This window comes from Methanobacteriaceae archaeon, assembly GCA_029219465.1.
Taxonomy (GTDB): Archaea; Methanobacteriota; Methanobacteria; order Methanobacteriales; family Methanobacteriaceae; genus Methanocatella.
In genome coordinates this window covers 21,486-43,232 of the sequence record JAQXTL010000017.1, presented here as the reverse complement: position 1 = coordinate 43,232, position 21,747 = coordinate 21,486, and the positions used below count along the sequence as shown (strand labels likewise).

22 protein-coding genes are annotated in these 21,747 nt (G+C 31.0%); 15 read left to right on the top strand and 7 right to left on the bottom strand.

What is annotated here, in order from left to right; translation table 11 throughout:
- Positions 1–74 precede the first annotated feature (74 nt).
- The 3 genes from PUD86_08045 to PUD86_08035 all read left to right on the top strand — a co-directional run bounded on the left by PUD86_08045 (position 75) and on the right by PUD86_08035 (position 1,461).
- Positions 75–242 carry an HIRAN domain-containing protein gene (locus PUD86_08045; protein MDD6777229.1) on the top strand — a complete coding sequence of 56 codons (168 nt, stop codon included), beginning with the start codon at positions 75–77 and terminating at the stop codon, positions 240–242.
- Between the two features lie 203 nt (positions 243–445).
- On the top strand, positions 446–1,003 hold the full coding sequence (locus tag PUD86_08040) for a 50S ribosomal protein L15e (GenBank protein ID MDD6777228.1): 558 nt from the start codon (positions 446–448) through the stop codon (positions 1,001–1,003).
- Positions 1,004–1,035: 32 nt separating this feature from the next.
- On the top strand, positions 1,036–1,461 hold the full coding sequence (locus PUD86_08035; GenBank protein MDD6777227.1) for an RNA-binding protein: 426 nt from the start codon (positions 1,036–1,038) through the stop codon (positions 1,459–1,461).
- Positions 1,462–1,496: 35 nt separating this feature from the next.
- Here the strand turns inward: PUD86_08035 and PUD86_08030 are convergent, their stop codons facing one another.
- The gene (locus tag PUD86_08030) at positions 1,497–2,420 is read right to left on the bottom strand and encodes a type II CAAX endopeptidase family protein (protein ID MDD6777226.1); all 924 of its coding nucleotides are present in this window, start codon (positions 2,418–2,420) and stop codon (positions 1,497–1,499) included.
- A 121-nt stretch (positions 2,421–2,541) separates the two neighbouring features.
- On the opposite strand from PUD86_08030, the gene PUD86_08025 reads away from it, so the two are divergent.
- Positions 2,542–3,291: an ABC transporter permease gene (locus tag PUD86_08025; GenBank protein MDD6777225.1), complete on the top strand. Its 750-nt coding sequence runs from the start codon at positions 2,542–2,544 to the stop codon at positions 3,289–3,291.
- Positions 3,292–3,300: 9 nt separating this feature from the next.
- Entirely contained in the window at positions 3,301–4,053 is a 753-nt protein-coding gene (locus PUD86_08020; GenBank protein ID MDD6777224.1) for an ABC transporter ATP-binding protein, read from the top strand.
- A 26-nt stretch (positions 4,054–4,079) separates the two neighbouring features.
- Here PUD86_08020 and thiD read toward each other — a convergent pair whose 3' ends face one another.
- Genes thiD through proS form a run of 3 tightly spaced genes read right to left on the bottom strand, consistent with a single transcriptional unit; the run spans position 4,080 to position 6,899 of the window.
- Positions 4,080–4,814 (bottom strand): bifunctional hydroxymethylpyrimidine kinase/phosphomethylpyrimidine kinase, encoded by a 735-nt coding sequence (thiD, locus tag PUD86_08015; protein ID MDD6777223.1) that lies wholly within the window; start codon positions 4,812–4,814, stop codon positions 4,080–4,082.
- 3 nt (positions 4,815–4,817) lie between these two features.
- Positions 4,818–5,489: a 2-phospho-L-lactate guanylyltransferase gene (cofC, locus tag PUD86_08010; protein MDD6777222.1), complete on the bottom strand. Its 672-nt coding sequence runs from the start codon at positions 5,487–5,489 to the stop codon at positions 4,818–4,820.
- A gap of 9 nt (positions 5,490–5,498) precedes the next feature.
- Positions 5,499–6,899 carry a proline--tRNA ligase gene (proS, locus tag PUD86_08005; GenBank protein ID MDD6777221.1) on the bottom strand — a complete coding sequence of 467 codons (1,401 nt, stop codon included), beginning with the start codon at positions 6,897–6,899 and terminating at the stop codon, positions 5,499–5,501.
- 232 nt (positions 6,900–7,131) lie between these two features.
- Here proS and PUD86_08000 point away from each other — a divergent pair, with 232 nt between their 5' ends.
- The 5 genes from PUD86_08000 to PUD86_07980 are packed head-to-tail and all read left to right on the top strand — an operon-like array spanning position 7,132 to position 9,993.
- Positions 7,132–8,175, top strand: coding sequence for an NAD(P)-dependent glycerol-1-phosphate dehydrogenase (locus PUD86_08000; protein ID MDD6777220.1), 1,044 nt, complete (start codon positions 7,132–7,134; stop codon positions 8,173–8,175).
- A complete protein-coding gene (locus PUD86_07995) occupies positions 8,176–8,613 on the top strand; it encodes a UPF0179 family protein (GenBank protein ID MDD6777219.1) in 438 nt (145 codons plus the stop codon). It begins immediately after the preceding gene.
- Complete coding sequence (gene rpiA, locus PUD86_07990; protein ID MDD6777218.1) at positions 8,614–9,300, top strand: ribose-5-phosphate isomerase RpiA; 687 nt, start codon at positions 8,614–8,616, stop codon at positions 9,298–9,300.
- An 8-nt stretch (positions 9,301–9,308) separates the two neighbouring features.
- The gene (locus PUD86_07985) at positions 9,309–9,530 is read left to right on the top strand and encodes a hypothetical protein (protein ID MDD6777217.1); all 222 of its coding nucleotides are present in this window, start codon (positions 9,309–9,311) and stop codon (positions 9,528–9,530) included.
- A 58-nt stretch (positions 9,531–9,588) separates the two neighbouring features.
- Positions 9,589–9,993, top strand: coding sequence for a secondary thiamine-phosphate synthase enzyme YjbQ (locus PUD86_07980; protein ID MDD6777216.1), 405 nt, complete (start codon positions 9,589–9,591; stop codon positions 9,991–9,993).
- 157 nt (positions 9,994–10,150) lie between these two features.
- Here PUD86_07980 and pheT read toward each other — a convergent pair whose 3' ends face one another.
- Together pheT and PUD86_07970 are read right to left on the bottom strand one after the other, a co-directional pair.
- Positions 10,151–11,809 (bottom strand): phenylalanine--tRNA ligase subunit beta, encoded by a 1,659-nt coding sequence (pheT, locus tag PUD86_07975; protein ID MDD6777215.1) that lies wholly within the window; start codon positions 11,807–11,809, stop codon positions 10,151–10,153.
- Positions 11,810–11,827: 18 nt separating this feature from the next.
- The gene (locus PUD86_07970; protein ID MDD6777214.1) at positions 11,828–12,184 is read right to left on the bottom strand and encodes a hypothetical protein; all 357 of its coding nucleotides are present in this window, start codon (positions 12,182–12,184) and stop codon (positions 11,828–11,830) included.
- A 163-nt stretch (positions 12,185–12,347) separates the two neighbouring features.
- Between PUD86_07970 and PUD86_07965 the strand changes: the two genes are divergently transcribed.
- Positions 12,348–15,059: a valine--tRNA ligase gene (locus PUD86_07965; GenBank protein MDD6777213.1), complete on the top strand. Its 2,712-nt coding sequence runs from the start codon at positions 12,348–12,350 to the stop codon at positions 15,057–15,059.
- Between the two features lie 70 nt (positions 15,060–15,129).
- Here PUD86_07965 and PUD86_07960 read toward each other — a convergent pair whose 3' ends face one another.
- Positions 15,130–17,742 carry a sensor histidine kinase gene (locus tag PUD86_07960; protein ID MDD6777212.1) on the bottom strand — a complete coding sequence of 871 codons (2,613 nt, stop codon included), beginning with the start codon at positions 17,740–17,742 and terminating at the stop codon, positions 15,130–15,132.
- A 184-nt stretch (positions 17,743–17,926) separates the two neighbouring features.
- Here PUD86_07960 and aroA point away from each other — a divergent pair, with 184 nt between their 5' ends.
- The 4 genes from aroA to cysE all read left to right on the top strand — a co-directional run bounded on the left by aroA (position 17,927) and on the right by cysE (position 21,744).
- Complete coding sequence (aroA, locus tag PUD86_07955; protein ID MDD6777211.1) at positions 17,927–19,243, top strand: 3-phosphoshikimate 1-carboxyvinyltransferase; 1,317 nt, start codon at positions 17,927–17,929, stop codon at positions 19,241–19,243.
- Positions 19,243–19,872 carry an endonuclease III gene (nth, locus tag PUD86_07950; GenBank protein ID MDD6777210.1) on the top strand — a complete coding sequence of 210 codons (630 nt, stop codon included), beginning with the start codon at positions 19,243–19,245 and terminating at the stop codon, positions 19,870–19,872. The genes aroA and nth overlap by 1 nt, the downstream gene beginning before the upstream one ends.
- A 149-nt stretch (positions 19,873–20,021) precedes the next feature.
- Positions 20,022–20,969: a cysteine synthase A gene (gene cysK, locus PUD86_07945; protein MDD6777209.1), complete on the top strand. Its 948-nt coding sequence runs from the start codon at positions 20,022–20,024 to the stop codon at positions 20,967–20,969.
- 64 nt (positions 20,970–21,033) lie between these two features.
- Complete coding sequence (gene cysE / locus PUD86_07940) at positions 21,034–21,744, top strand: serine O-acetyltransferase (GenBank protein MDD6777208.1); 711 nt, start codon at positions 21,034–21,036, stop codon at positions 21,742–21,744.
- The last annotated feature ends 3 nt before the right edge of the window (positions 21,745–21,747 follow it).

Sequence of the window (21,747 nt, the reverse complement as noted above, 5' to 3'; positions counted from 1 at the left end):
TTTCATTGGATTTCTGCATAATGCTCCTGAAGTAAAACCCCTTTTTGGAGGACATTTATTTAATTACAGTTAATGTGGCTGGATTAGTTTATATTGATGATATTGATGAAATATTTTCTATTATTAAAGAGGGAGATCATTTGGATTTGTTCCGTGAAAAGGACAATAGATATGATGAACATGCCATTCTGGTCAAATATGATGGTAAAAAAATAGGTTATGTTCCAAGAGCAGATTATTGAATATGTTTATGTGGGTGATGAATTTAAAGTAGTTAAATTCAAAATATTTTTAAAAGAATGATTTTTACTTATTTTTACGATACATTTATAAATACATAAAACAAATATTTTATTACTGTTATTTCTAACAGTAAATAAATTACTTTTTTAGGGACAAGTTCCCATGGATGTGGCCCTAGTGGCTGAACAAAAAGGTGTTATTTATGTATAAATATATTAGAGACGCATGGAAAAACCCAGATGAGTCTTACGTACGTGAACTCATGTGGCAAAGAGCTCCTAAATGGAAAAGACAAAGTGCTGTTCAAAGAATTGATAGACCTACTAGACTCGACAGAGCTAGAAGTTTAGGTTACAGAGCTAAAAAAGGTTTCGTTTTAGTAAGAACCAGAGTAAGACGTGGGGGTAGAAGAAAAACCCGTCGTTTCAACGGTCGTAAACCTAAAAGAATGGGTGTAAACAAAATTACCCAAGCAAAATCTATTCAAAGAATTGCTGAAGAACGTGTAGCTAAAAAATACCCTAACTTAGAAGTATTAAACTCCTACTGGGTATGGGCTGACGGAAAATACAAATATTTCGAAGTTATTTTAGTAGATCCACAAAGTCCTTCTATCATTAACGATAAAAAAATCAATTGGATTTGTTCCAAAAAACACACTAACAGAGCTCTCAGAGGTTTAACTAGTGCTGGAAACAAAGGACGTGGAATTAAATCTAAAGGAAAAGGCTCAGAACAAGCTAGAAGAAGAGACTTATAGTCTTTCTTCTTTCCTTTTTATTTTTTGATAAAATGATTCATAATATTAAATTCAGAGCTTTCGTTTATAAAAATGAAAGTGTTGATGAAATTTCTCAGGCTATTTTAAATTTACTTCCTGAAGCTGAAATCGAAGCAGAAGAAGCTGAAGGATTACTTGAAGACAAAATTCTTATTTTAACTGGTGTAGTTTCTAAAAAAAGATACACTAAGGACTTTTTCAATAAACTTTTACAATCTACTGATTTAGAAAAGTTAAATAATGATTTAGAGCAAAAAATGGATGAAAAAGGAAACTGGTTTTTAAGATTTGATAAAAACGATGCTTTAGATGAAAAATTAACTGTTCTAGATAAAGGTGATTCAATTCACTTAAAAGTAAAGATTGCCGCATTTCCTGCTAAAAAACAAATTGCAGTTGATAAAGTGCGTGAAGCTATTGATTCTTTTAAAAATTAATTATTGGAAGTAAAATAAATTATTTTACATTCCATTTAACTTAATATCTGCAGTGCCATTCTTATTATATAAAATACAATAAAACAAATCATTCCGGCATTTAAAAACACTGGTTTTATAATTTTTAAATCTATACTATTTTTTTGTTTACGTTTCTTTTGTATATATTCAACCAAAGTGTAAATTCCGACAAATAAAGCAATTAAAATTAAGATAAAGTAAAATACAAGAATTGCTAAATCAGTAGTATTAAATGCATTTGATAAATTGACTGCACTGTTGTTTACAATCATGCTTAAAACAGATCCAAGCATATTGAGAATTATATGCAGTCCAATTGAATATTTGATTTGTCCTGTTTTTATGTAGACATATGCAAAAAATCCACCAACTAATACAGTATAGCAAAACTGGTTTAAGTTTCCATGAATTAATCCAAAAATTATTGCAGATACAAGTATTGAAGCTAGTGGTCCATATTTAATTGTTCTATCAATTAATATCTTTCTAAAAATTATTTCTTCAAAGATTGGGCCTATTAAACTTATTAATATTAAATTCAACCATAAATCAGTTGAATTAATTAAATTTTGAATAGGGTTTGCTATATCATTTTGAATTGTAAAACTAAGCAGATTGGTTATTATGGTTCCTGTAATATTTCCAATCCACATCAATGTAAATGTAATACATAAATATTTTAAAAATGTCTTAAAACCCAAGTTATTCTTTTTAATTTCTGTTGAATCCAATTTTCTCATTAAAAACAACAAAATTGGAAGTGGGAGAACATAATTGCAAATTGCAGTTATTATGGTTGCTATGTTGATATTATTCAATATCTCTGGGCGAATAACTGCTATAATATTTGATAATATTATAAGAAACAATATTGAAGCAATTGAGTAAGCTAGATAATTAAATCCTATTTTTGAGAAAAATTTTTTATTCGCATTCATTATTAGCACCAATATATTTTTTCTAATACTTATTATTGATTAGACTTTCAAGTTTTTAAAGTTTTTATAATAGGTGGTTCATATTTATTAGTGTATTAAATTATTATTATAGTGATGTTAAATGTTTGATAATTATAAAAATAAATTTGTTCCATTATTGTTACCAGTGATTTTAATATTCATCTGGTATCTTATAACTAATTGTTTTGGATTGTTTTCATCATATATATTACCTGGCCCACTTGATGTGGTAAATTCTGCTTGGGTTGTGATTGAAAACGGTAAATTATTTGCAAATACTATTGATACATTGTTTAAGGTATTCTTCGGTTTAATTTTAGCATCTATTGTTGCAATTCCTCTTGGAATTTTACTTGGATGGTATAAAACTCTTGAAGATATTTGTACTTTTGTAATAAGTATTTTAAGACCAATTCCGCCTGTTGCATGGATTCCATTTTCCATTTTATGGTTTGGAATAGGTACTTTACCTGCGGTATTTATTATTTTTATGGGTTGTGTATTCCCAATTTTAGTATATACAATTGATGGTGTTAAAAGAACTGACAGTGTTTTAGTTGAATCTGCTCAAACACTTGGTGCTAATGACTGGAATGTTTTAAAAAGAGTTGTTTTGCCTTCAGCTATTCCATATATCGTTTCTGGTTTAAAAGTAGGTATTGGTATTGCTTTAATGTGTACTATTTCTGCAGAAATGATTGGATCAAGTAGTGGTTTAGGTTATATGATTTTAACAGCAACAAATCTTTTTGATACTGGTACTACAGTTGTGGGTATGATTGTAATCGGTTTTATTGGACTTGTATTTGACTTTGTATTTGGCAAAATTCAAAATAGGATATTCTGGTAGGTGTTTTTCATGGCGATTCAAGTTAAAAATATTAATAAGTCATTTGATTCAAAAAAGACTGAAAAATTGTCCGTTTTAGAAAATATTAATTTAAATATTGAAGATGGTGAATTTGTATGTCTTTTAGGACCTTCAGGTTGTGGAAAAACAACTCTTTTAAGATTAATTGCAGGTCTTGATACTCCTACTTCCGGTGAGATTGTTGCAAATGGTGAGGTCGTTGAAAAACCATCTGGTGACAGAGCAGTTATTTTCCAACAATACTCTCTTTTCCCTTGGATGACTGTACTTCAGAATGTAACTTTCGGTTTGGAGATGACAAAGGCAGGTTCCAAGGAAGAAAATATTGCTGCTGCTGAAAGATATTTGGAAAATGTTGGTTTAATTGACTTTAAAGATAGCTATCCGCATGAACTTTCAGGTGGTATGAAACAAAGGGTTGCAATTATTAGATCTTTGCTTAACCATTCACCTATTTTGTTAATGGATGAGCCGTTTTCTGCATTGGATATGCAAAATAGACATAGTCTTCAAGAACAGCTCATAGGAGTTTGGAAAAGATTTGAAAATACAATTGTTTTTGTAACTCACGATGTTGATGAAGCAGTTTACCTTGCAGATAAAATTGTTATTTTAGATAAAAATCCGGGTAAAATTGCAGATATTATTGAAGTGGACTTACAAAGACCAAGAAAAAGAGAATCACAAGAATTCATTGCTATTCAAGAATCAATTGTTAGCCAATTGAATATGGAAGAATAGCTATAATTTCCTATTTTTTTATTTTTTTATAATTTAGCTATTAATGTTCCATGATTTCCGTTTTTTATTCCTTCATAGACATAATCAAGTGCCTTTATGATGGATGTGTTTAAATCATTGTTTTTTGCAAGAAATGCAACAATAGCTGAAGATAAATTACAACCTGTTCCGTGCAAATTATCTGTTTTTATAAGTTCCTGTTTTATTGTGGAAACATTACCGTTAATGCTAATGGTATTAATGCCATCTAAATGACCTCCGGTAATTATATTGTCACAAACAATCTTTTTGGAAGCTTTAATAGCATCTTCTTTTGTTTTTATTTCCAAACCGGTTAATTTTTCAGCTTCAGAAATATTTGGTGTAGTTAAAATGGAATTTGGAAGAAGGTATTTATTAAATGCATCTGCAATATCCTCTTTTGTTAAATCTCCACCAGAAGTAGCAACCATTACAGGATCAACTACTGCTTTTAGATTGTATTGTTTAATCTTTTTAGAAACAAGTTTAATAATTTCTGGGGAATATAACATTCCTGTTTTAATAAATTCCACTTCATATGAATCAAATACACTGTCAATTTGCTCTTCAATGTATTCTAAACTAACTGGTGATGATGAGAAGAATTTGTAAGGATTTTGTGCGGTAAGTGCTGTAACAACTCCAGTTCCATAAACTCCAATAGCCTGAAATGTTTTTAAATCAGCATAAATACCTGCACCGGCTGATGGATCAACACCAGCAATTGACATTACTATCATATTTTATCCTCTTGTTACTTTTAAGCGTTCACTGCCACGATAAGGCTCTACTTTAACTTTAAGTTCTTTTAAGTATTTTCTTGTGTGAGTTTTTTCTCCATGAATCATGATTTCTCCTAAATCTTCAGCAGTATTTACATCTAATGCCATAAATAGTGAATCATGTACTTGTGGATTTAATTTTTTTCTCTCAGCAGCGTTAACATGCTCTTTATAACTTAGCCCTTCAAATCTGGTGTGTATTGCCATAGGTTTCATTATAATCATATTTGTTCCACCACCTTTTGATGGAACAATAATGAAATCTAGACTTTTAGATGCATCAATTAACATTGCAAGATTGGTTTTTCCAATTAATGGGACATCTGAAGGAACAATAATGACTTTCCTGGTTTTTCCTTTACATTGTTTCATTGCCTGTTTTAATGCTTTGTTTAAATTGGAATTTTCATCTTCCAATATTGTGTTTAAGTTAAGTTTTTTGGCATATTCTAAAACGTCTTCGTCCCTACTGATAATGAATATCTTATCTACATGCTTTTTTAAAGTATCAGTTACATCCTGAAGCATTACTTTTAAGAGTTTTTCTCTTTCTTCTTCAGTTAAAAATGGGGAAAGTCTTGTTTTAGCATTTTTAAACTTACTAACTGGGATTATTGCGTAGATATTATCCATTTTAATCACTTAATATGTTTTAGCCATTAATGCAACGTATTTTGCATCTCCTTTTCCGGAAATACATTTACCTTCAGATACTTCTTCTTGGATACCTAAGATGTCATATCCAGTTTGTTCTTCGATTTCTTTACCAATAGCTTCGTCTCCACACCAGTAGAATTTAATGACATTTCCGCTTTCAACAAGTTCAGGAATTTCATCTAAGCTTTCAGTGAATTTAACATGTTCTTCTTGGAAGTTCCATGCTGATTTGGATAAGTTTTCTTCGGTTTTATTTAATAAATCAATAACATTGTCAGCTAATGAGTCATCAAGAGCAATTTCGATTTTTTCACCTTCGTCTCTTCTCATTGCAACAGTAATATTGTTTTCTAAATCTCTAGGTCCAAGTTCAAGTTTAACTGGAGTTCCTTTTAACTCCCAGTCATTGAATTTTTTACCAGGTCTTATGTCTCTGTCATCAATGTTTACTCTAAGTCCAGCAGCTTCTAATTGTGCTTTTATTTCATCACATTTTGCTAAAACTTCTTCTTTTCCTTTTTTGAATAAAATTGGAATGATTGTGACTTGGTTTGGTGATACTTTAGGTGGTAAGCGTAAACCAGTTTCATCTCCATGAATTCCAATTACAGAAGCGATTACTCTGTCGGATACACCTGCACAGGTTTGGTATACAAGTTTGTGTTCTCCGTCTTTGTCTTCAAAGGTTATATCAAATGTTTTTGCAAAGGTTTGACCTAAATTGTGGATAGTTCCTACTTGTAAGGTTTTACCGTTAGGCATAATTACATCGAAAGCCATTGTGTAGTCTGCACCAGGGAATTTGTCCCATTCTGGTCTTTTTGAAATTAAGTATGGGATTCCTAAGTCATCAAAGAATTCTTTATAAATAGCAATGAAGTCTTGGATTTGTTCATCAGACTCTTCTTTGGTTGCATGAGCGGTATGTGCTTCTTTAAATGTTGTAATTTCTCTAACACGAATTAAAGGTCTTGTATGTTTTGTTTCGTATCTGAATGTATTTACAATTTGGTAATATTTAATTGGAAGATCCATGTGGGTTCTAATCCATAAAGCATACATTGGATAGATTGCTGTTTCACTGGTAGGTCTTAAAGCTAATTGTTCGTTTAAATCTTTTTGACCTCCTTTGGTTACCCAGTAAACTTCGTCTTCGAATCCTTTTACGTGAATTCCTTCTTTTGCAAGTTCAGTTTCGGGAACAAGCATTGGGAAGAGTACTTCTTCATGGTCTTTGTCCAATAATTTTTTAATAATATTCATTGAGTGTTTTCTAATTTGAAAACCGTATGGCATCCAAATTGCCATTCCTTTAATAGGATATCTTGAATCAGTAATATTTGCATTTTCTAAAATATCATGAAACCATTCATCAAAATTTTCCACTGTATCACCTAAAATTTTTTTATAATATTAAATTATCTCTTTTTAATAAGTATTAAGTTTATTTAATTTTTTTTATAAAATTGCAGTTTTTGTATTTTCAACAGTTAGTTATAAGTTAGAAATTATTCATGATAAGAGGTGCATTTCAAGTGTAACTTTTGGATAATAAGAAACTTATTTATAATTATTTTATAAATATATGATATTGTATAATTTATTTTTAGGAGATATTATGACTAATAGGAAAATACAAATGCCTCGTGAAGTTTACATTGATCCGGGTATCATAAAAGATACTGCCAAGATTTGTAAATCTCTACATTTAGGGGATGATTTTTTAATAGTAACTGGTTCTAATACATTTAATATTGGTGCAAAACCTGTTATTGAAAGTTTGGAAAAAGATAATTTATCTTATGATGTAATTAAGGTTGATAATGCTTCTGAAGAATCTATTTTAGAAGTTGAAGAATTAATCACTCCAAATACTACTGTTTTAGGAGTAGGTGGGGGAAAAGTTATTGATGTAGCTAAATTGTCTTCATTTAACAAAGGCGTTTATTTTGTATCTATGCCTACAACTGCTTCACATGATGGTATTGTATCTCCTTTAGCCTCTATTAAAAATTCAAATACATCAATATCTGCAACAGCACATTCTCCAATAGCTGTTATTGCAGATTCTGAAATCATTGCACAATCTCCATTTAGATTACTTGCAGCAGGTTGTGCAGATTTAATTGCAAACTTTACAGCTATTAAAGATTGGGAATTGGCTCATCGTTTGAAAAACGAGGCTTTCAGTGAATCTGCAGCAGCATTATCAATAATGTCTGCTCATTTGATTACTGATAATATATCTAATATCAAACCTAATCTTGAACCAAGTGCTCGTATTGTTATGAAATCTCTCTTTAGTGGTGGAATGGCAATCAGTATTGCAGGTTCATCACGTCCGGCTAGTGGATCTGAACATCTCTTTTCCCATGCATTGGATAAAATTCTTGATAAACCAGCATTACATGGAGAACAATGTGGTATTGGTACAATAATGATGATGTATTTGCATGGTGGAGACTGGAAAGTCATTAAAAGCGCATTGGAGTCAGTTCAAGCTCCTACAACTGCTGCTGAAGTTGGTATCTCCGAAGATGAAATTATTGATGCTTTAGTAATGGCAAATAAACTTAGGCCTGAAAGATATACCATTTTAGGTGACAATGGAATTTCCCGTGAAGCAGCATATGAGCTTGCTTATAAAACTGAGGTGATTTAGATGATTACATTGATAGGTAAAGATTTGGCTAAAAAAGGTCAGGAATTTGTTTTTTTGGGTCCAGCTGAAGAATGTGAAAACTGTAGATTTAAATCATCTTGTGTTGGAAACTTAGAAGTAAACAGAAAGTATGTTGTTGTTGGTGTTAAAGAAAACGAACAAAAATGTCCAATTCATTCTGGAGGAGTCGTAATTCCTGTTGAAATTGATAGGGCTAAAATTGATTTGTTAACTCCTTCTAAAAATATTTTTGAAGGTTCAACATTCACATTCAATGCTCCTGATTGTGATGAAAAATGTGAATTCCATGATTTATGTTTCCCTGACGGATTGCAGGACGATGACAAATGCATAGTCTTGAATAATAATGGTAAACATAAAGGTGAATGTAAAAAAGGTTTTAAACTCAATAAACTTACTTTAGGATTTGTGATATAGATGAAAAATGCTAGTAGTAATAGTTCTAGTAAAAAGAATGCAGGTTACAAAGCTGCTGAATATGTGGAAGACGGAATGGTTTTAGGATTAGGTACAGGTTCAACAACTCATTTTTTCATTGAAAAAGTGGGTATGAGAATCAAAGAGGAAGGAATAAGTGTAAAAGGTATTCCAACTTCATTCCAATCATTACTTATTGCAAAACAATGGAACATTCCAATTACTGCATTGGAAGAAAATGACATTGATTTATCTGTTGATGGAGCAGATGAAGTTGATGGTGAATTCAATTTAATTAAAGGTGGGGGAGCAGCTCACACCAAAGAAAAAATTGTTGATTATGCTGCAAAACAGTTTATTGTAATTGTAGATGAATCAAAAGTCGTTGAAGAATTAGGAAATTTCCCAGTTCCTGTTGAAGTATTACCTGATGCATCCCGTATGGTAATTAAAGAATTAGAAGATATGGGTGCTAAATGTGACATCAGAATGGCACAAAGAAAAGATGGTCCTGTAATCACTGATAATGGAAATTTCGTTATTGATGCTAAATTTGAAAAAATAGACTCACCAAAACACTTGGAAATTGATATTAACTCTATTCCTGGTGTAGTTGAAAATGGTATCTTCACACAAATGGTAGATAAAGTAATTATCGGTACTGATGAGGGTACTAAGGAATTATAGGTGAGATAATGCCAATTCCTGGTGCAATACCATTTGATTTAAAAGAAATGGGTTATAAAATAGCTTTTGTATTTGGGGCTTTAATTATAATTTATGGTGTATTATGGCTTCTTGCTGTATTAAAAATAATTCCACCAATTTTATTTGCAATATTTCCTCAAATCGTATTGATTATAATTGGAATAGCTATTATCTATTTTGCATACGACCGCAAAAAGAAATACTACTAGAGATTTATACAAATCTCTTTTCTTTTATTTATTAACAAGTTTAAACAAACTATTTTTAATGACAATTCAATCTAATTTTTTAAAAATAAATACAAACAAACACTTTGAAATCATTGATATTACTTCTCAGATTAATGAATTAATTGATATTGATAATGGAATTATTTCTATTTTTTCAAAACATTCCACATCAGCTATTGTTGTTAATGAAAATGAATCTGGATTATTAAGAGATATGCAATTATGCCTGGAAAATCTGGTTTTGGATAAATTCAGCTATGAGCATGATAAGATTGATAATAATGCAAGATCTCATTTAAAATCATTTTTGCTTTCATCATCTGAAACATTACCTGTAAAAAATGGAAAACTTGATTTAGGTACATGGCAATCAGTATTTTTCATAGAATTAGATGGACCAAGAACTAATAGAACAATAACTTTGACAATGGTTGGTGAATAATTGAAAAAATGGACAATAATTTTAATAGCTATTATAATTATTCTGTTTATTTTGGTATTGGTTTTTAATAATTATGATGCTTCTCCAAGTTTGAGTAATTACTCACAAATGGAAATTCAAATGAGAAAATTGCGGTATTAAAAAAAGAAGTAAGAATTTATTTGTTAATAAATTCTATTTCAAATGCGATTACAGGATAGTCGAGAGTGAAGTTTGTAATAACTTCTGGGGATATTTCACCAAAGAATCCTTCAACTCTACCTTTTTGAGCCTCACCAACTACGTCAGCAGCTCTTCCTTCAATGAATGTTTTATTTTCACTGTCTTTAATTTTCATAGTGTATCCTAAGTTGGATAAAACACTACTTACAATTGATTTAATTTCAGTAAAGTTAGCTGAGGAGTGACAAACAACTGCAGCTAATTTTTTAGAAGAAACAGTTTTGTTTTCTTTAGTTTCATCTAAGTATAAAACATCTCCGATTTCAAATATTTTTTGAGGTAAATCTTCATGTTTGTTATCTTCTAAGAATTCCATTAAAGAGTTAATTAAACTGGTTCTAATCATAGTTCTGTCAATTGTAATAGGTCTTGCAACTTGAACATGAGGTTTTTCTTCCTGGTTCATTTTTTCATAATGAGCTTCTTCGTTGGTTAACATTAAACTCATTACTTCCTGGAAGCCCATTGCAATCATTACTTCACGAATTGTACTTTCTGCTTTAAACCAGTTGTTTTCGTAAGCTACAGTATTAATATCTGGAAGTTTAGCTACTACATCGTTAATGTGGTATTGTACTGCAATATTTTCAACAATATCTACTTCATGTAAAATATCTACTCTGTATGAAGGAATTATTGCTTTTACTTCGTTTTCACTGATAATTTCAGCATCAAAACGTGTTTTTAATAATAATTCTTTAATATCTTCAGCAGTTAAATTAATTCCACCAATTAATTCATTAGCAGTATCTACATGAACATTCATTTCCTGTGGAGTTAAATCAGGAGTTACAATGGTTTTATCTTCGTATTTAACTTCCATGGATTTAATTTGTCCACCTACTTCTGCAAAGGATGAACAAATAATGTTTAATGATTGATTTACTGCTTTTTCATCAGTACCAGTTACATCAACAATGATATTGTGAGTATCTTCTTTGATTTTGGTTAATTCTCCATTGATAATTGGAGGCATGGATAATACATTGTCGTCTTTATCAAGAATTAATGGATATTTGTCAAAATCTTCGATTAAGTGAGCGTAATCTTTTCCTTTGTCATGTTCGGTTAAGATTTCATCAGGAGTCATTTCGCTATCTTTTTCGAGTGGAACAAATGCATTAGCATCTTTTGGAGTAGCAATGTATTTGAACGGACCGTTTACAACGTCAGCATTGTGAATACCAATAGCTACTTTTTTTCTGTCTCTTCCAATAACCCAGTGGAGGTTTTCCTGGAAGTCCATAATGTATTTTAATTTGTCTCCTGAAAAATCAACATTATCTATTTTAGCAAAACCAATGTAAGGTCTAATAGCTGCTACTTCCTCATCTACAGTAACATATTCGCCAGATTCTTCAACTTTATAGTCTGGAAAACCTACTTCTTGTCCGATAAATCCTTTAAATGATCTAGCTACTCCTTCAACAGATAAATTGTCAGGTCTGTTAGGGAAGAATTCTACTTTAATTTCTTCATCATCAAAGTCCTCAATATCACTAGACATCATTGGTAAAGTATCGATTAATTCGTCTTTTTCCATATATATTCCTAAATCTTTTAAATCTTGATATTTGAATGTAATAACTGGCATTTAATAACTCCATTAGTTCTATAATCCATAGATTATTATAAAGAATATAGATTCAACAACAAAGTGAAGAGCTCTATGTTCTATTTCACCCATTTTCGGCATAAATACGGTATGGGATACATCTATTGCAAAATGAATTAGGGCTGCTAAAATTCCAATAATTGGATTTAAGAAAACAACTGATACAATTATAAAATGAAATGCCCCTTCCATAGCTTCATGAACTAACCAAGTCTGCCATGAAGAATGGGTGGATTGCTGAATAAATACGCCTAATAAGATATAAAAGTTATTTAAAACTTTCCACATTAGTGTAGTGTGTAATATATCACTTATAGCTAAAGCAATGGCAACATAAAACCATATCATTTGCATTTTAATCACAGTCCTTTTAATTGATAATATTAATATTTTATTTTTATTATATAATATAGTTAACTATTAAAGCTATTTTTACTTCATTTATGAAAGTTTTTTAAATAATAAAAAATATAATTAGTAATATTATAATCCAATAATTTTTATTAGGAGATAATGTATGTCAAACGAAGAAATCCCTAAAGACTATGATTTTAAAAGAGAAAAATTTTGGGAGAAAAAATGGGAAGATGAAGACATCTACAAATATATTGGAGATGGATCTCGTCCTAGATACATAATTGATACTCCCCCACCATACCCAACAGGACTTATTCACTTAGGTCACGTTTTAAACTGGGTTTACATTGATATGAACGCAAGATACAGAAGATTGAAAGGTCATGATGTATTGTTCCCACAAGGATGGGACTGTCACGGTCTTCCAACTGAAGTAAAAGTTGAAGAAACTCATGGAATTAAGAAAAACGATGTTTCTAGAGCTAAATTTAGGGAATATTGTGTTGATTTAACTACTAAAAATATTGCTAGTATGAAATCACAAATGAAATCAATGGGTTTTTCACAAGACTGGAACCGTGAATTCATTACAATGACTCCTGAATATATGAGAAGAACTCAATATTCATTCTTAAAAATGTATAACGAAGGATTAATTTACCAAGGTATTCACCCTGTAAACTGGTGTCCTCGTTGTGAAACTGCTATTGCGTTTGCAGAAGTAGAATACAGTGATAATACTACATTTTTAAACTATGTTAACTTCCCACCTGCTGTAGAAGATTCTTATGATGATATTGTTTCTTCACAGGCATCTGGTAAACAGGCTGACCCTAAAACTGAAGGTATTTTAATTGCAACTACCAGACCAGAATTAATGTCTGCTTGTGTAGCAGTTGTAATTCACCCTGAAGATGAAAGATACACTCATCTTTTAGGTAAATATGTGGAAGTTCCTTTATCTCACCAAAAAGTAAAAATAATTGCTGATGAAGAAGTAGATCCTGAATTTGGTACAGGTGCAGTAATGATTTGTACTTTCGGGGATAAAACTGACGTAAGTTGGGTAAATAAATACGATTTAGAAATCATCGATGCAATTGATGAATCTGGTAAATTAACCGATGCAGCAGGAAGATATGCTGGAATGGATTTACAAAGTTGTAAAAAACAAACCATTTCTGATTTGGATGCTGAAGGTTACTTAGTAAAACAAGAACAAGTTGACCAAAATGTAGGTCAATGTTGGAGATGTAAAACTCCTATTGAAATTCTTGTTAAAAAACAATGGTTTGTAGCTGTAAGAGATTTAATCCAAAAAACTAAAGATGCTGCAGATGAAATGAACTGGATGCCAGAACACATGAAATCCCGTATGGTAAACTGGGCAGATTCCATGGAATGGGACTGGTGTATTTCAAGACAAAGAATTTTTGCAACTCCAATTCCTGTATGGTACTGTAAAGATTGTGGAAAAGTTATTTTACCTGATGTTGAAGACTTACCAATCGATCCAACTCAAGATAAACCAAAACACGCATGTGAATGTGGATGTGAAGAGTTTATTGGAGAAGAAGATGTTCTTGATACCTGGATGGATTCATCTATTTCACCATTATCTATTGCAGGATGGCCTGATGAAGACTATGTCAACCATTTCCCAGCAGATATTCGTCCACAAGGACACGATATTATCCGTACATGGACATTTTACACAACCCTTAGATGTCTTGCTTTAACTGATCAAAAACCATTCTCTGATGTTGTAATTAATGGTATGGTATTTGGTGAAGACGGATACAAAATGAGTAAATCCAGAGGAAATGTAATTGGTCCTGAAGAAGTTATTGAACAATATGGTGCAGATGCACTCAGAACTTGGGCTGCAAACAGTGTACCTGGTTCTGATGTAATATTCGACTGGAAAGACATTAAACACGGATACAGATTTATTAGAAAATTCTGGAACGCATTCAGATTTATCAGTATGCAAATCTTCGATGAAGAAGTATCCTACGAAGAAGTCAAAGATAACTTGGACCCACTCGATATGTGGATTTTATCCAAACTCAACAACTTAAATATCACTGTTGATAATGCTTTTGCTCAATACAACTTCGCAGACACTATCGGATCAATTGAAAAATTCTTCTGGCACGATTTCTGTGATGAATATATTGAAGCTGTAAAATACAGATTATACAGTGATGTATCAGATGAATCAAGAAAAGCAGCTAAATACACTTTAAGATGCGTAATTGAAACATCCTTGAAATTACTCTCTCCAATTGTACCATTCTTCGTAGAAGAAGTTTACCAATACTTCGATGATCAATCTATCCATACTACTTCCTGGCCTGAAGTAAACGAAGAGTTAATCAGTGAAGAAATGGAAGTTAAAGGTGAAACTACAATTGAATTAATTGACGAAGTAAGAAGATTCAAATCAGCATCAAAAATCCCATTAAATGCAGAACTTAGTGAAGTAAACGTATACACTTCTGATGAAGACTTAGTTGATGTATTTAACTTATTTGATGATGATATCAGAGGTACTTTAAAAATCAATGATTTAAACATCAGTTCAGGAAAACCTGAAGTACATGAAAAAATCATTGAAGTTGAACCAGACATGTCTCAAATTGGACCAAAATACAAAGGAGATGCTGGTAAAATTATTGGATATTTAAAATCCACTGATATTGAAGAAATTGCTAGTGTTTTAGAAGAATCTCAAGAACTTACTATCGGAGATATTGTAGTTCCTGAAGATATGTTAAATATCAAAAAAGAGATTGTTGGAGCATCTGGTAAAAAAGTAGATATCTTACAGTCTGAAAACTTAGACATGATTGTTGAAGTAATTAGATAAATTATTTCTTCAATTTTCTTTTTCTTTTTTTTAAAAAATTAAAATTTAGTGATGGTTTTTAATTTAAATTTTAATCTTTAATTGGGAATCTTAATTTAAAGCATGCTCCATTGTCATTATATGCTTCAAATTCACCATTTAATTGTTTTGCAAGAGATGTGATTACAACCCATCCTAATCCTGTTGTTTTATATGGATCAAATCCTTCAGGATAACCTGACCCATCATCTTTAAAGAAACATTCACAGATATTTCCATCTTTTTTGATGTATGAATTGAATTCACTTCTTGTAATTTTATTTGAATGCGCATATTTTAAAGTGTTTGTTACCAATTCATTTAATATTAATAAAACAGGCATCATTTTATCATTAGGTAGTTTAAATTCCTCATGTTCTTCAAAATTAAATGAAATTTCTGAAGAAAGTTCTTTATAAATATTGTACAAATCTTCAGTCATTTTCCTGAATGATTCAACAGCATTTACATCATACTTATTTTCTGTATCACTTAGTTTTTCATGTAAAACAACTAATGAGTTAATTCTTCCTAAAAGGTTATCTAAGATATGTTCAGGCTTTGTGTGGAATTTTTTCTCAAGTGAAATAAATCTAAGCAGCAAATTCAAATTATTTTTAATTCTGTGATTGGATTCGTTAATTAAAATTTCCATATTTTTATTTGCAGCTATAATTTTGTTTTCTCTTTCAATTTCACTGGTAACATCACGAATTCCTGCAACCCATAACTCTCTATCTTCAATAATAAGTTGTTGATAGTTTACACGGATTTTTTGAAGGTCATGACCAGGTGCTTTATAATCCCAAATACTGTCTATCTTATCGATTTCACCGGAATATAGTTTATGCAATGCTTCAAGATATTTTTCACTATCAACAATATTATTCCTAAATTCCTGAAGTTCAATAGGAGTATTTCCTCTATCTTCAATATGAACAATCTGTTTTGCAGAATCAGTAGCAATCATTAAGTCACTGTTACGGTCCCAAATAAACGCACCGGTACCAAGATGAGTGTTGATTTTTTGAAGTACGCCTGTTAAAAATTTAATTTCAGATTCATGCTCATGATATGGAGTTATATCTCTACAAAGTGCACTTTGTTGAATAAAACATCCATCTTCATCATAAACATTTCTAACATTAACCTCCAGATATTTAGTTTTACCTGTTCCAGTGGTAATTTTCACTGATTCATTGTTTATTATTTCATTTTTATCCATATTGGATATTTTTTCATTAATATGTGCTCTTGTTTTTTCATCAGTAGCATTTAAGATAATATTATTATTTTCATCTTCTGGAGAAGGTTCTTTTTCCAATAAATCATATATACCTTGAGGCCAGTGATATTTTCCTTCTTTATCAAGGTAAGGAATTGATACGATATTTGATTTTTCAACATCAATCAATGTATTTTGAAGAAGACTTAACTCTTTTCTTTTTGATGAAAGTTTTAATTCACTTTCATATTGTCTAGTGATGTCCTGTATTCCTCCAACGTAATATGTTTCGCCTTCATATTCCTTTTTGAAGTAGGTGATATGTATTTTTTGAATTTCATCATAAATCGGTGATTTATAGTCATAAATACCATCAATCCTATCAATTTCATCATTATGGAGTTTTTCACGTAACAATCTGAATTCCGGGTTAATAATGTTATTTATAATATCATAGAGGAGTAATTTAGGATGTTTGTTACTTAAATGGAATTTTTTTGCAGCATTTTCAGAAATATGGTAATAATCATTTTCATAATTGACAATAAAACCACTGATGTTGAAATTAGTATTTATGGATGTGTTTAAATCATTAAGGATATGATATCTTTTTTGAGTTTTAATTTCATCAGTAATATCATAAATGATTGCAACCTGTTTTTCAAGCTCATAATGTTTGTCAAATATCCTTTTACCATCTAAAGTTATTGTTTTAAGGTTATTTTTAGCAGTTAATATTCTAAGATTGGTTTTATAAGCTTTATCTGGTTGTTCTCTTATATGTTTTTTAAATTCCTCAAGTTTTGGCCGGTCTTCTGGAATAACAATTCCAAAGAGGATATTATGGGTCTTATCATATGAACTAGGTTCTCTTTCAATGATTGGGTATATTCCATTACTCCAACTGTAAACACCATCTTTGAATTTGGTTCCTATAGCATATTTTTGGGTTTTTTGAATGTATGCTGATGTGTTTTTAAAACTGCTCAACTCTTTCATTCTAATTTCACCGGTAATGTCTTCTGCGGTAAGTGATAAATAGTCTTCAATAGGGTTGATATTAAACTTAAGGCAAAACATTAACCGATTTCCCTCATAAAAATTTATATGCATTATGTCTTTTTGTTTTGTTTCAATAACATTTTTAAAAATAGAGCATAAATCATCAGCTATGATTTTAAAAATCATTCTAATGCTTCTTCCAAATAATACATTAGAGTCAACATCATAAAATTCTGCTAATTTAGGACTTATATATTGGAGAATAAAGTCACTATTGTCTTTATTAGGCAATAATATTGCAAGTTTGATGTTTTCATCTTGAGTTAATGGGTTGTTGAATGGTTCTATATCGTAAGGCTCATCATCTATGTTTAAATTAAATGCATCAGTTCCATATAAGAAAAAACTGTTGCTATTTTTATCAAAATTGACAGACATCTAATCATCTCTTAAATTTGAATGATACCCCTACAATTGTGGTAGCGATATATTATATACTTCTTATTAATATTTTTGTTATTATATTATATAAATCAACTAAGACATTTGTCAGGTTACGAATTGTTCGTAATTCTTTTAGTATAGGTAACTATTTAATAAATTTAATTTAAAAATATTATCAATGATTCTTAAGGTAAAAAATATTTCAAATATTGGTGGTGAAGTTAAAGCACCACCTTCTAAAAGTTATTCTCACAGAGCAGTTATCCTTGCTTCATTAGCTAAGGGTACTTCAAAACTTTATGATATGTTATACTCTGAGGATACATTAGCATCTATTAGAGTATGTGAAGCATTAGGTGCTAAAATTAATAGAACAGAAGATTATTTGGAAGTTGTAGGTACTAATGGTAATCTTCACAATTCCAGTGATGAGCCAATTGATCTTGCAAATTCAGGAACTACACTTAGATTAATGACTTCTATTTCTGCACTAAGTGACAATGAAGTTATTTTAACTGGAGATGAATCTCTTCAAACAAGACCGATGGGTCTTTTGATGGATGCTTTAAAACCCTTAGGAATAGAAACAGAATCATTAAATGATAATGAAAAAGCACCAATATTGATTAAGCCAGGTTATCTTGGTGGTGAAACTAATATTATGGGTAATGTTAGCTCACAGTTTATTTCATCAATTTTAATATCTGCTCCTTTGTCTGATTGTGGTGTTACTTTATATGTTTTACCGGAATTTAAATCAAAACCTTATGTGTACATGACATGGGATATTATGAGAAAATTCGGTTTTAAATCAATTAAATCATATTATTTAAAACATGATTCATGTAATCAGGAACATCAAAGTTGCAGAATAGATGAGTTTAAAATGCCTAAACAGGAATATGTTGCATGTGATTATACTGTTGAAGGTGATTATTCATCTGCATCTTATTTACTTGCATTAATAGCTATTAATGGTGGTAAAGCTAGAATTAAAAACTTATTTAGAACATCAAAACAGGGAGATAAATTCATTTTGGATATTCTTCAGCAAATGGGTGCAACTATCGTTCGTGGTGAAGATTATGTTGAAATTTCATCTGACGGAAACCTAAATGCTATTGATGTTAACCTTTCTAATGCACCTGATTTATTGATTACTGTTGCTGTTTTAGCTGCAATGGCTGAAGGAACTACAAATATTACTGGTGTTGCTCATGCAAGAGTAAAAGAAACTGATAGAATTGATACTACTTGCAGAGAATTGGAAAAACTTGGATGTAAACTTGTAGAACATGAAGATGGAATGAGCATTACCGGAGGAATCTCTTCTGGAGTTGTTGACTCTCACGGAGATCACAGACTTGCAATGGCATTTTCCCTAGTTGGTCTTAAACATGATATTGAGATTACAAACGGTGAAGTCTTTGATGTATCATTTCCGAATTTCATTGAAACAATGGCAGAGCTTGGTTTTGAATTAGAGTTGGTATAATGGATAAAGAGGAACGTGTAATTAAATTGGTTGAATATCTGGATGATACTTTTGATATGAGAGTATTTCATGACCATGATCCATACAGGGTACTAATTAGAACTATTTTATCTCAAAGAACTCGTGATGAGAATACTGATCAGGCTACTGATAATTTATTTGAAAAATATAAAGATATCTATGAGGTTGCAGAAGCACCTATTGATGATGTAAAAGAATTAATCAGGCCTGCAGGATTTTATAATGTTAAAGCAGCAAGAATCCAGGAAGTTTCACAGATTTTAATTGATCAGTATGGTGGAGAAGTTCCAAATACTGTTGAAGAAATGCTAAAACTTCCAGGAGTTGGTAGAAAAACTGCAAATTGCGTAATGGTTTTTGCTTTTGAACTTCCTGCAATACCTGTTGATACTCATGTTCATAGAATTTCAAATAGATTGGGACTAGTCAATACAAAAGATCCTGAAGATACTGAAGTTGAGCTTTCTAAAATAGCTCCGAAGGATTTGTGGATTAAATTAAATGATTTGATGGTTCAGTTTGGTCAAAACATCTGTAAACCGATTTCTCCGCAATGTGAAGTCTGTCCGTGCACTGATATTTGTGATTATTTTAATGAAAATATCTAATTTTTTTTATTTTTAACCAAAACATTTATATTATATAACAACATTATATAACAATAGTTATATCAAATTTATTAAATCAAGTTTGATATAAATATTATATAACAATAGTTATATTAAATTCATATTTATAAAAATTATTAGGTGATAAAATGGTAGATATTCCAGAATTAAAAAGAGGCGTTTTGGATAGTATCGTTAATGCTATTGGAAACACTCCTATTGTAAGATTAAACAATTTAACTAAAGACTTAGAAGCAGAAGTGGATGTAAAAGTAGAGTCATTCAACCCAACTGGAAGTGTTAAAGACCGTATTGCTGTTGCAATGATTGAAGATGCTGAAGAAAAAGGATTACTCAAAGAAGGCTCAACAATTATTGAACCAACCAGTGGAAATACTGGTATTGGTCTTGGTTTTGCAGCAGCTGCTAAAGGTTACAAGTTAATTTTAACTATGCCTGAAACCATGTCTGTTGAAAGAAGAAAATTATTGTCCATTTTTGGTGCAGAAATTGTATTAACTCCTGGTAGTGAAGGGATGGGTGGAGCTATTGCAAAAGCTAAGGAATTAAATGAACAAACACCAGATTCAATTATTTTAGGACAATTTGATAATGAAGCAAATGTTAGAATCCATTACAAAACAACTGGTCAGGAAATCTTAAGAGATACTGATGGAAATGTTGACTATGTTGTTGCTGGTGTCGGTACTGGTGGAACAGTCACTGGTATTGGTAAAGCATTAAAAGAAGTTCTTCCTGATGTAAAAATCGTTGCAGTAGAACCTGAAGAATCCCAAACTTTAGGAAAAGGTGTTAAAGGACCACACGGAATCCAAGGTATTGGTGCAGGTTTTGTTCCATCAATTTTTGACTCTGATGTAATCGATGAAATTATTCCAGTACCTACTGTAGAAGCTCGTAAAACCTTAGTTGCTCTTGCTCAAAATGAAGGTATTTTCCCAGGAATTTCTTCCGGAGCTGCTACTTGGGCTGCTTTACAATTAGCTAAAAGAGAAGAAAATAAAGGTAAAAGAATAATTGCTATCTTACCAGATAATGGTGAGAGATATCTTTCTATTGAAGAATTATTCGAATAGATAATCTTTATATATCACATGTTATTAAATGTAATAACATTGTAATATATATTGAGGTTTACCAATGTTTGATAATTTAAGGGAAGAAATTAGGGCTATTAAGGAAAAGGATCCGGCAGTAAGATCAACATTAGAAATATTTTTATGTTATCCGGGTTTTTATGCCTTATTGTTTCATAAACTTGGGCACTGGCTTTGGAATCATTCATTCAAGCTTTTAGCACGTATTGTTTCTAACATATCCAGGTTTTTGACCGGTATTGAAATTCACCCTGGTGCGACATTTGGTAAACGTGTTTTCATTGATCATGGTATGGGTGTTGTTGTAGGTGAAACTGCAATTGTTGGTGATGATGTTTTGATTTACCAAGGTGTAGTTCTTGGAGGAACCACAACTGAAAAAACCAAAAGACACCCTACTATTGAAAAAGGAGTTATTATTGGTGCTGGTGCTAAAGTAATGGGTAATATTACTATTGGTGAGTATTCCAAAATTGGTACTGGTGCTGTTGTTTTAAAAGATGTTCCTGCAGAATGTACTTGTGTTGGAGTTCCGGGTCGTATTGTAAGACGTAGAGGAGTACCTCATAAGAAGGTTGATTTAGATCACAATAAACTTCCAGACCCTGTTGCAGATGCAATTAAAACTATTAATAAGCATCTCCAAGAAAATGATAAATATATTAAAATTTTATACGAAAAAAACGGTATTGATTTAGACGATATCAATTCTGAATATGGCTCATTGGATGAGTTATTAGAAAATGAAAAGTGATTT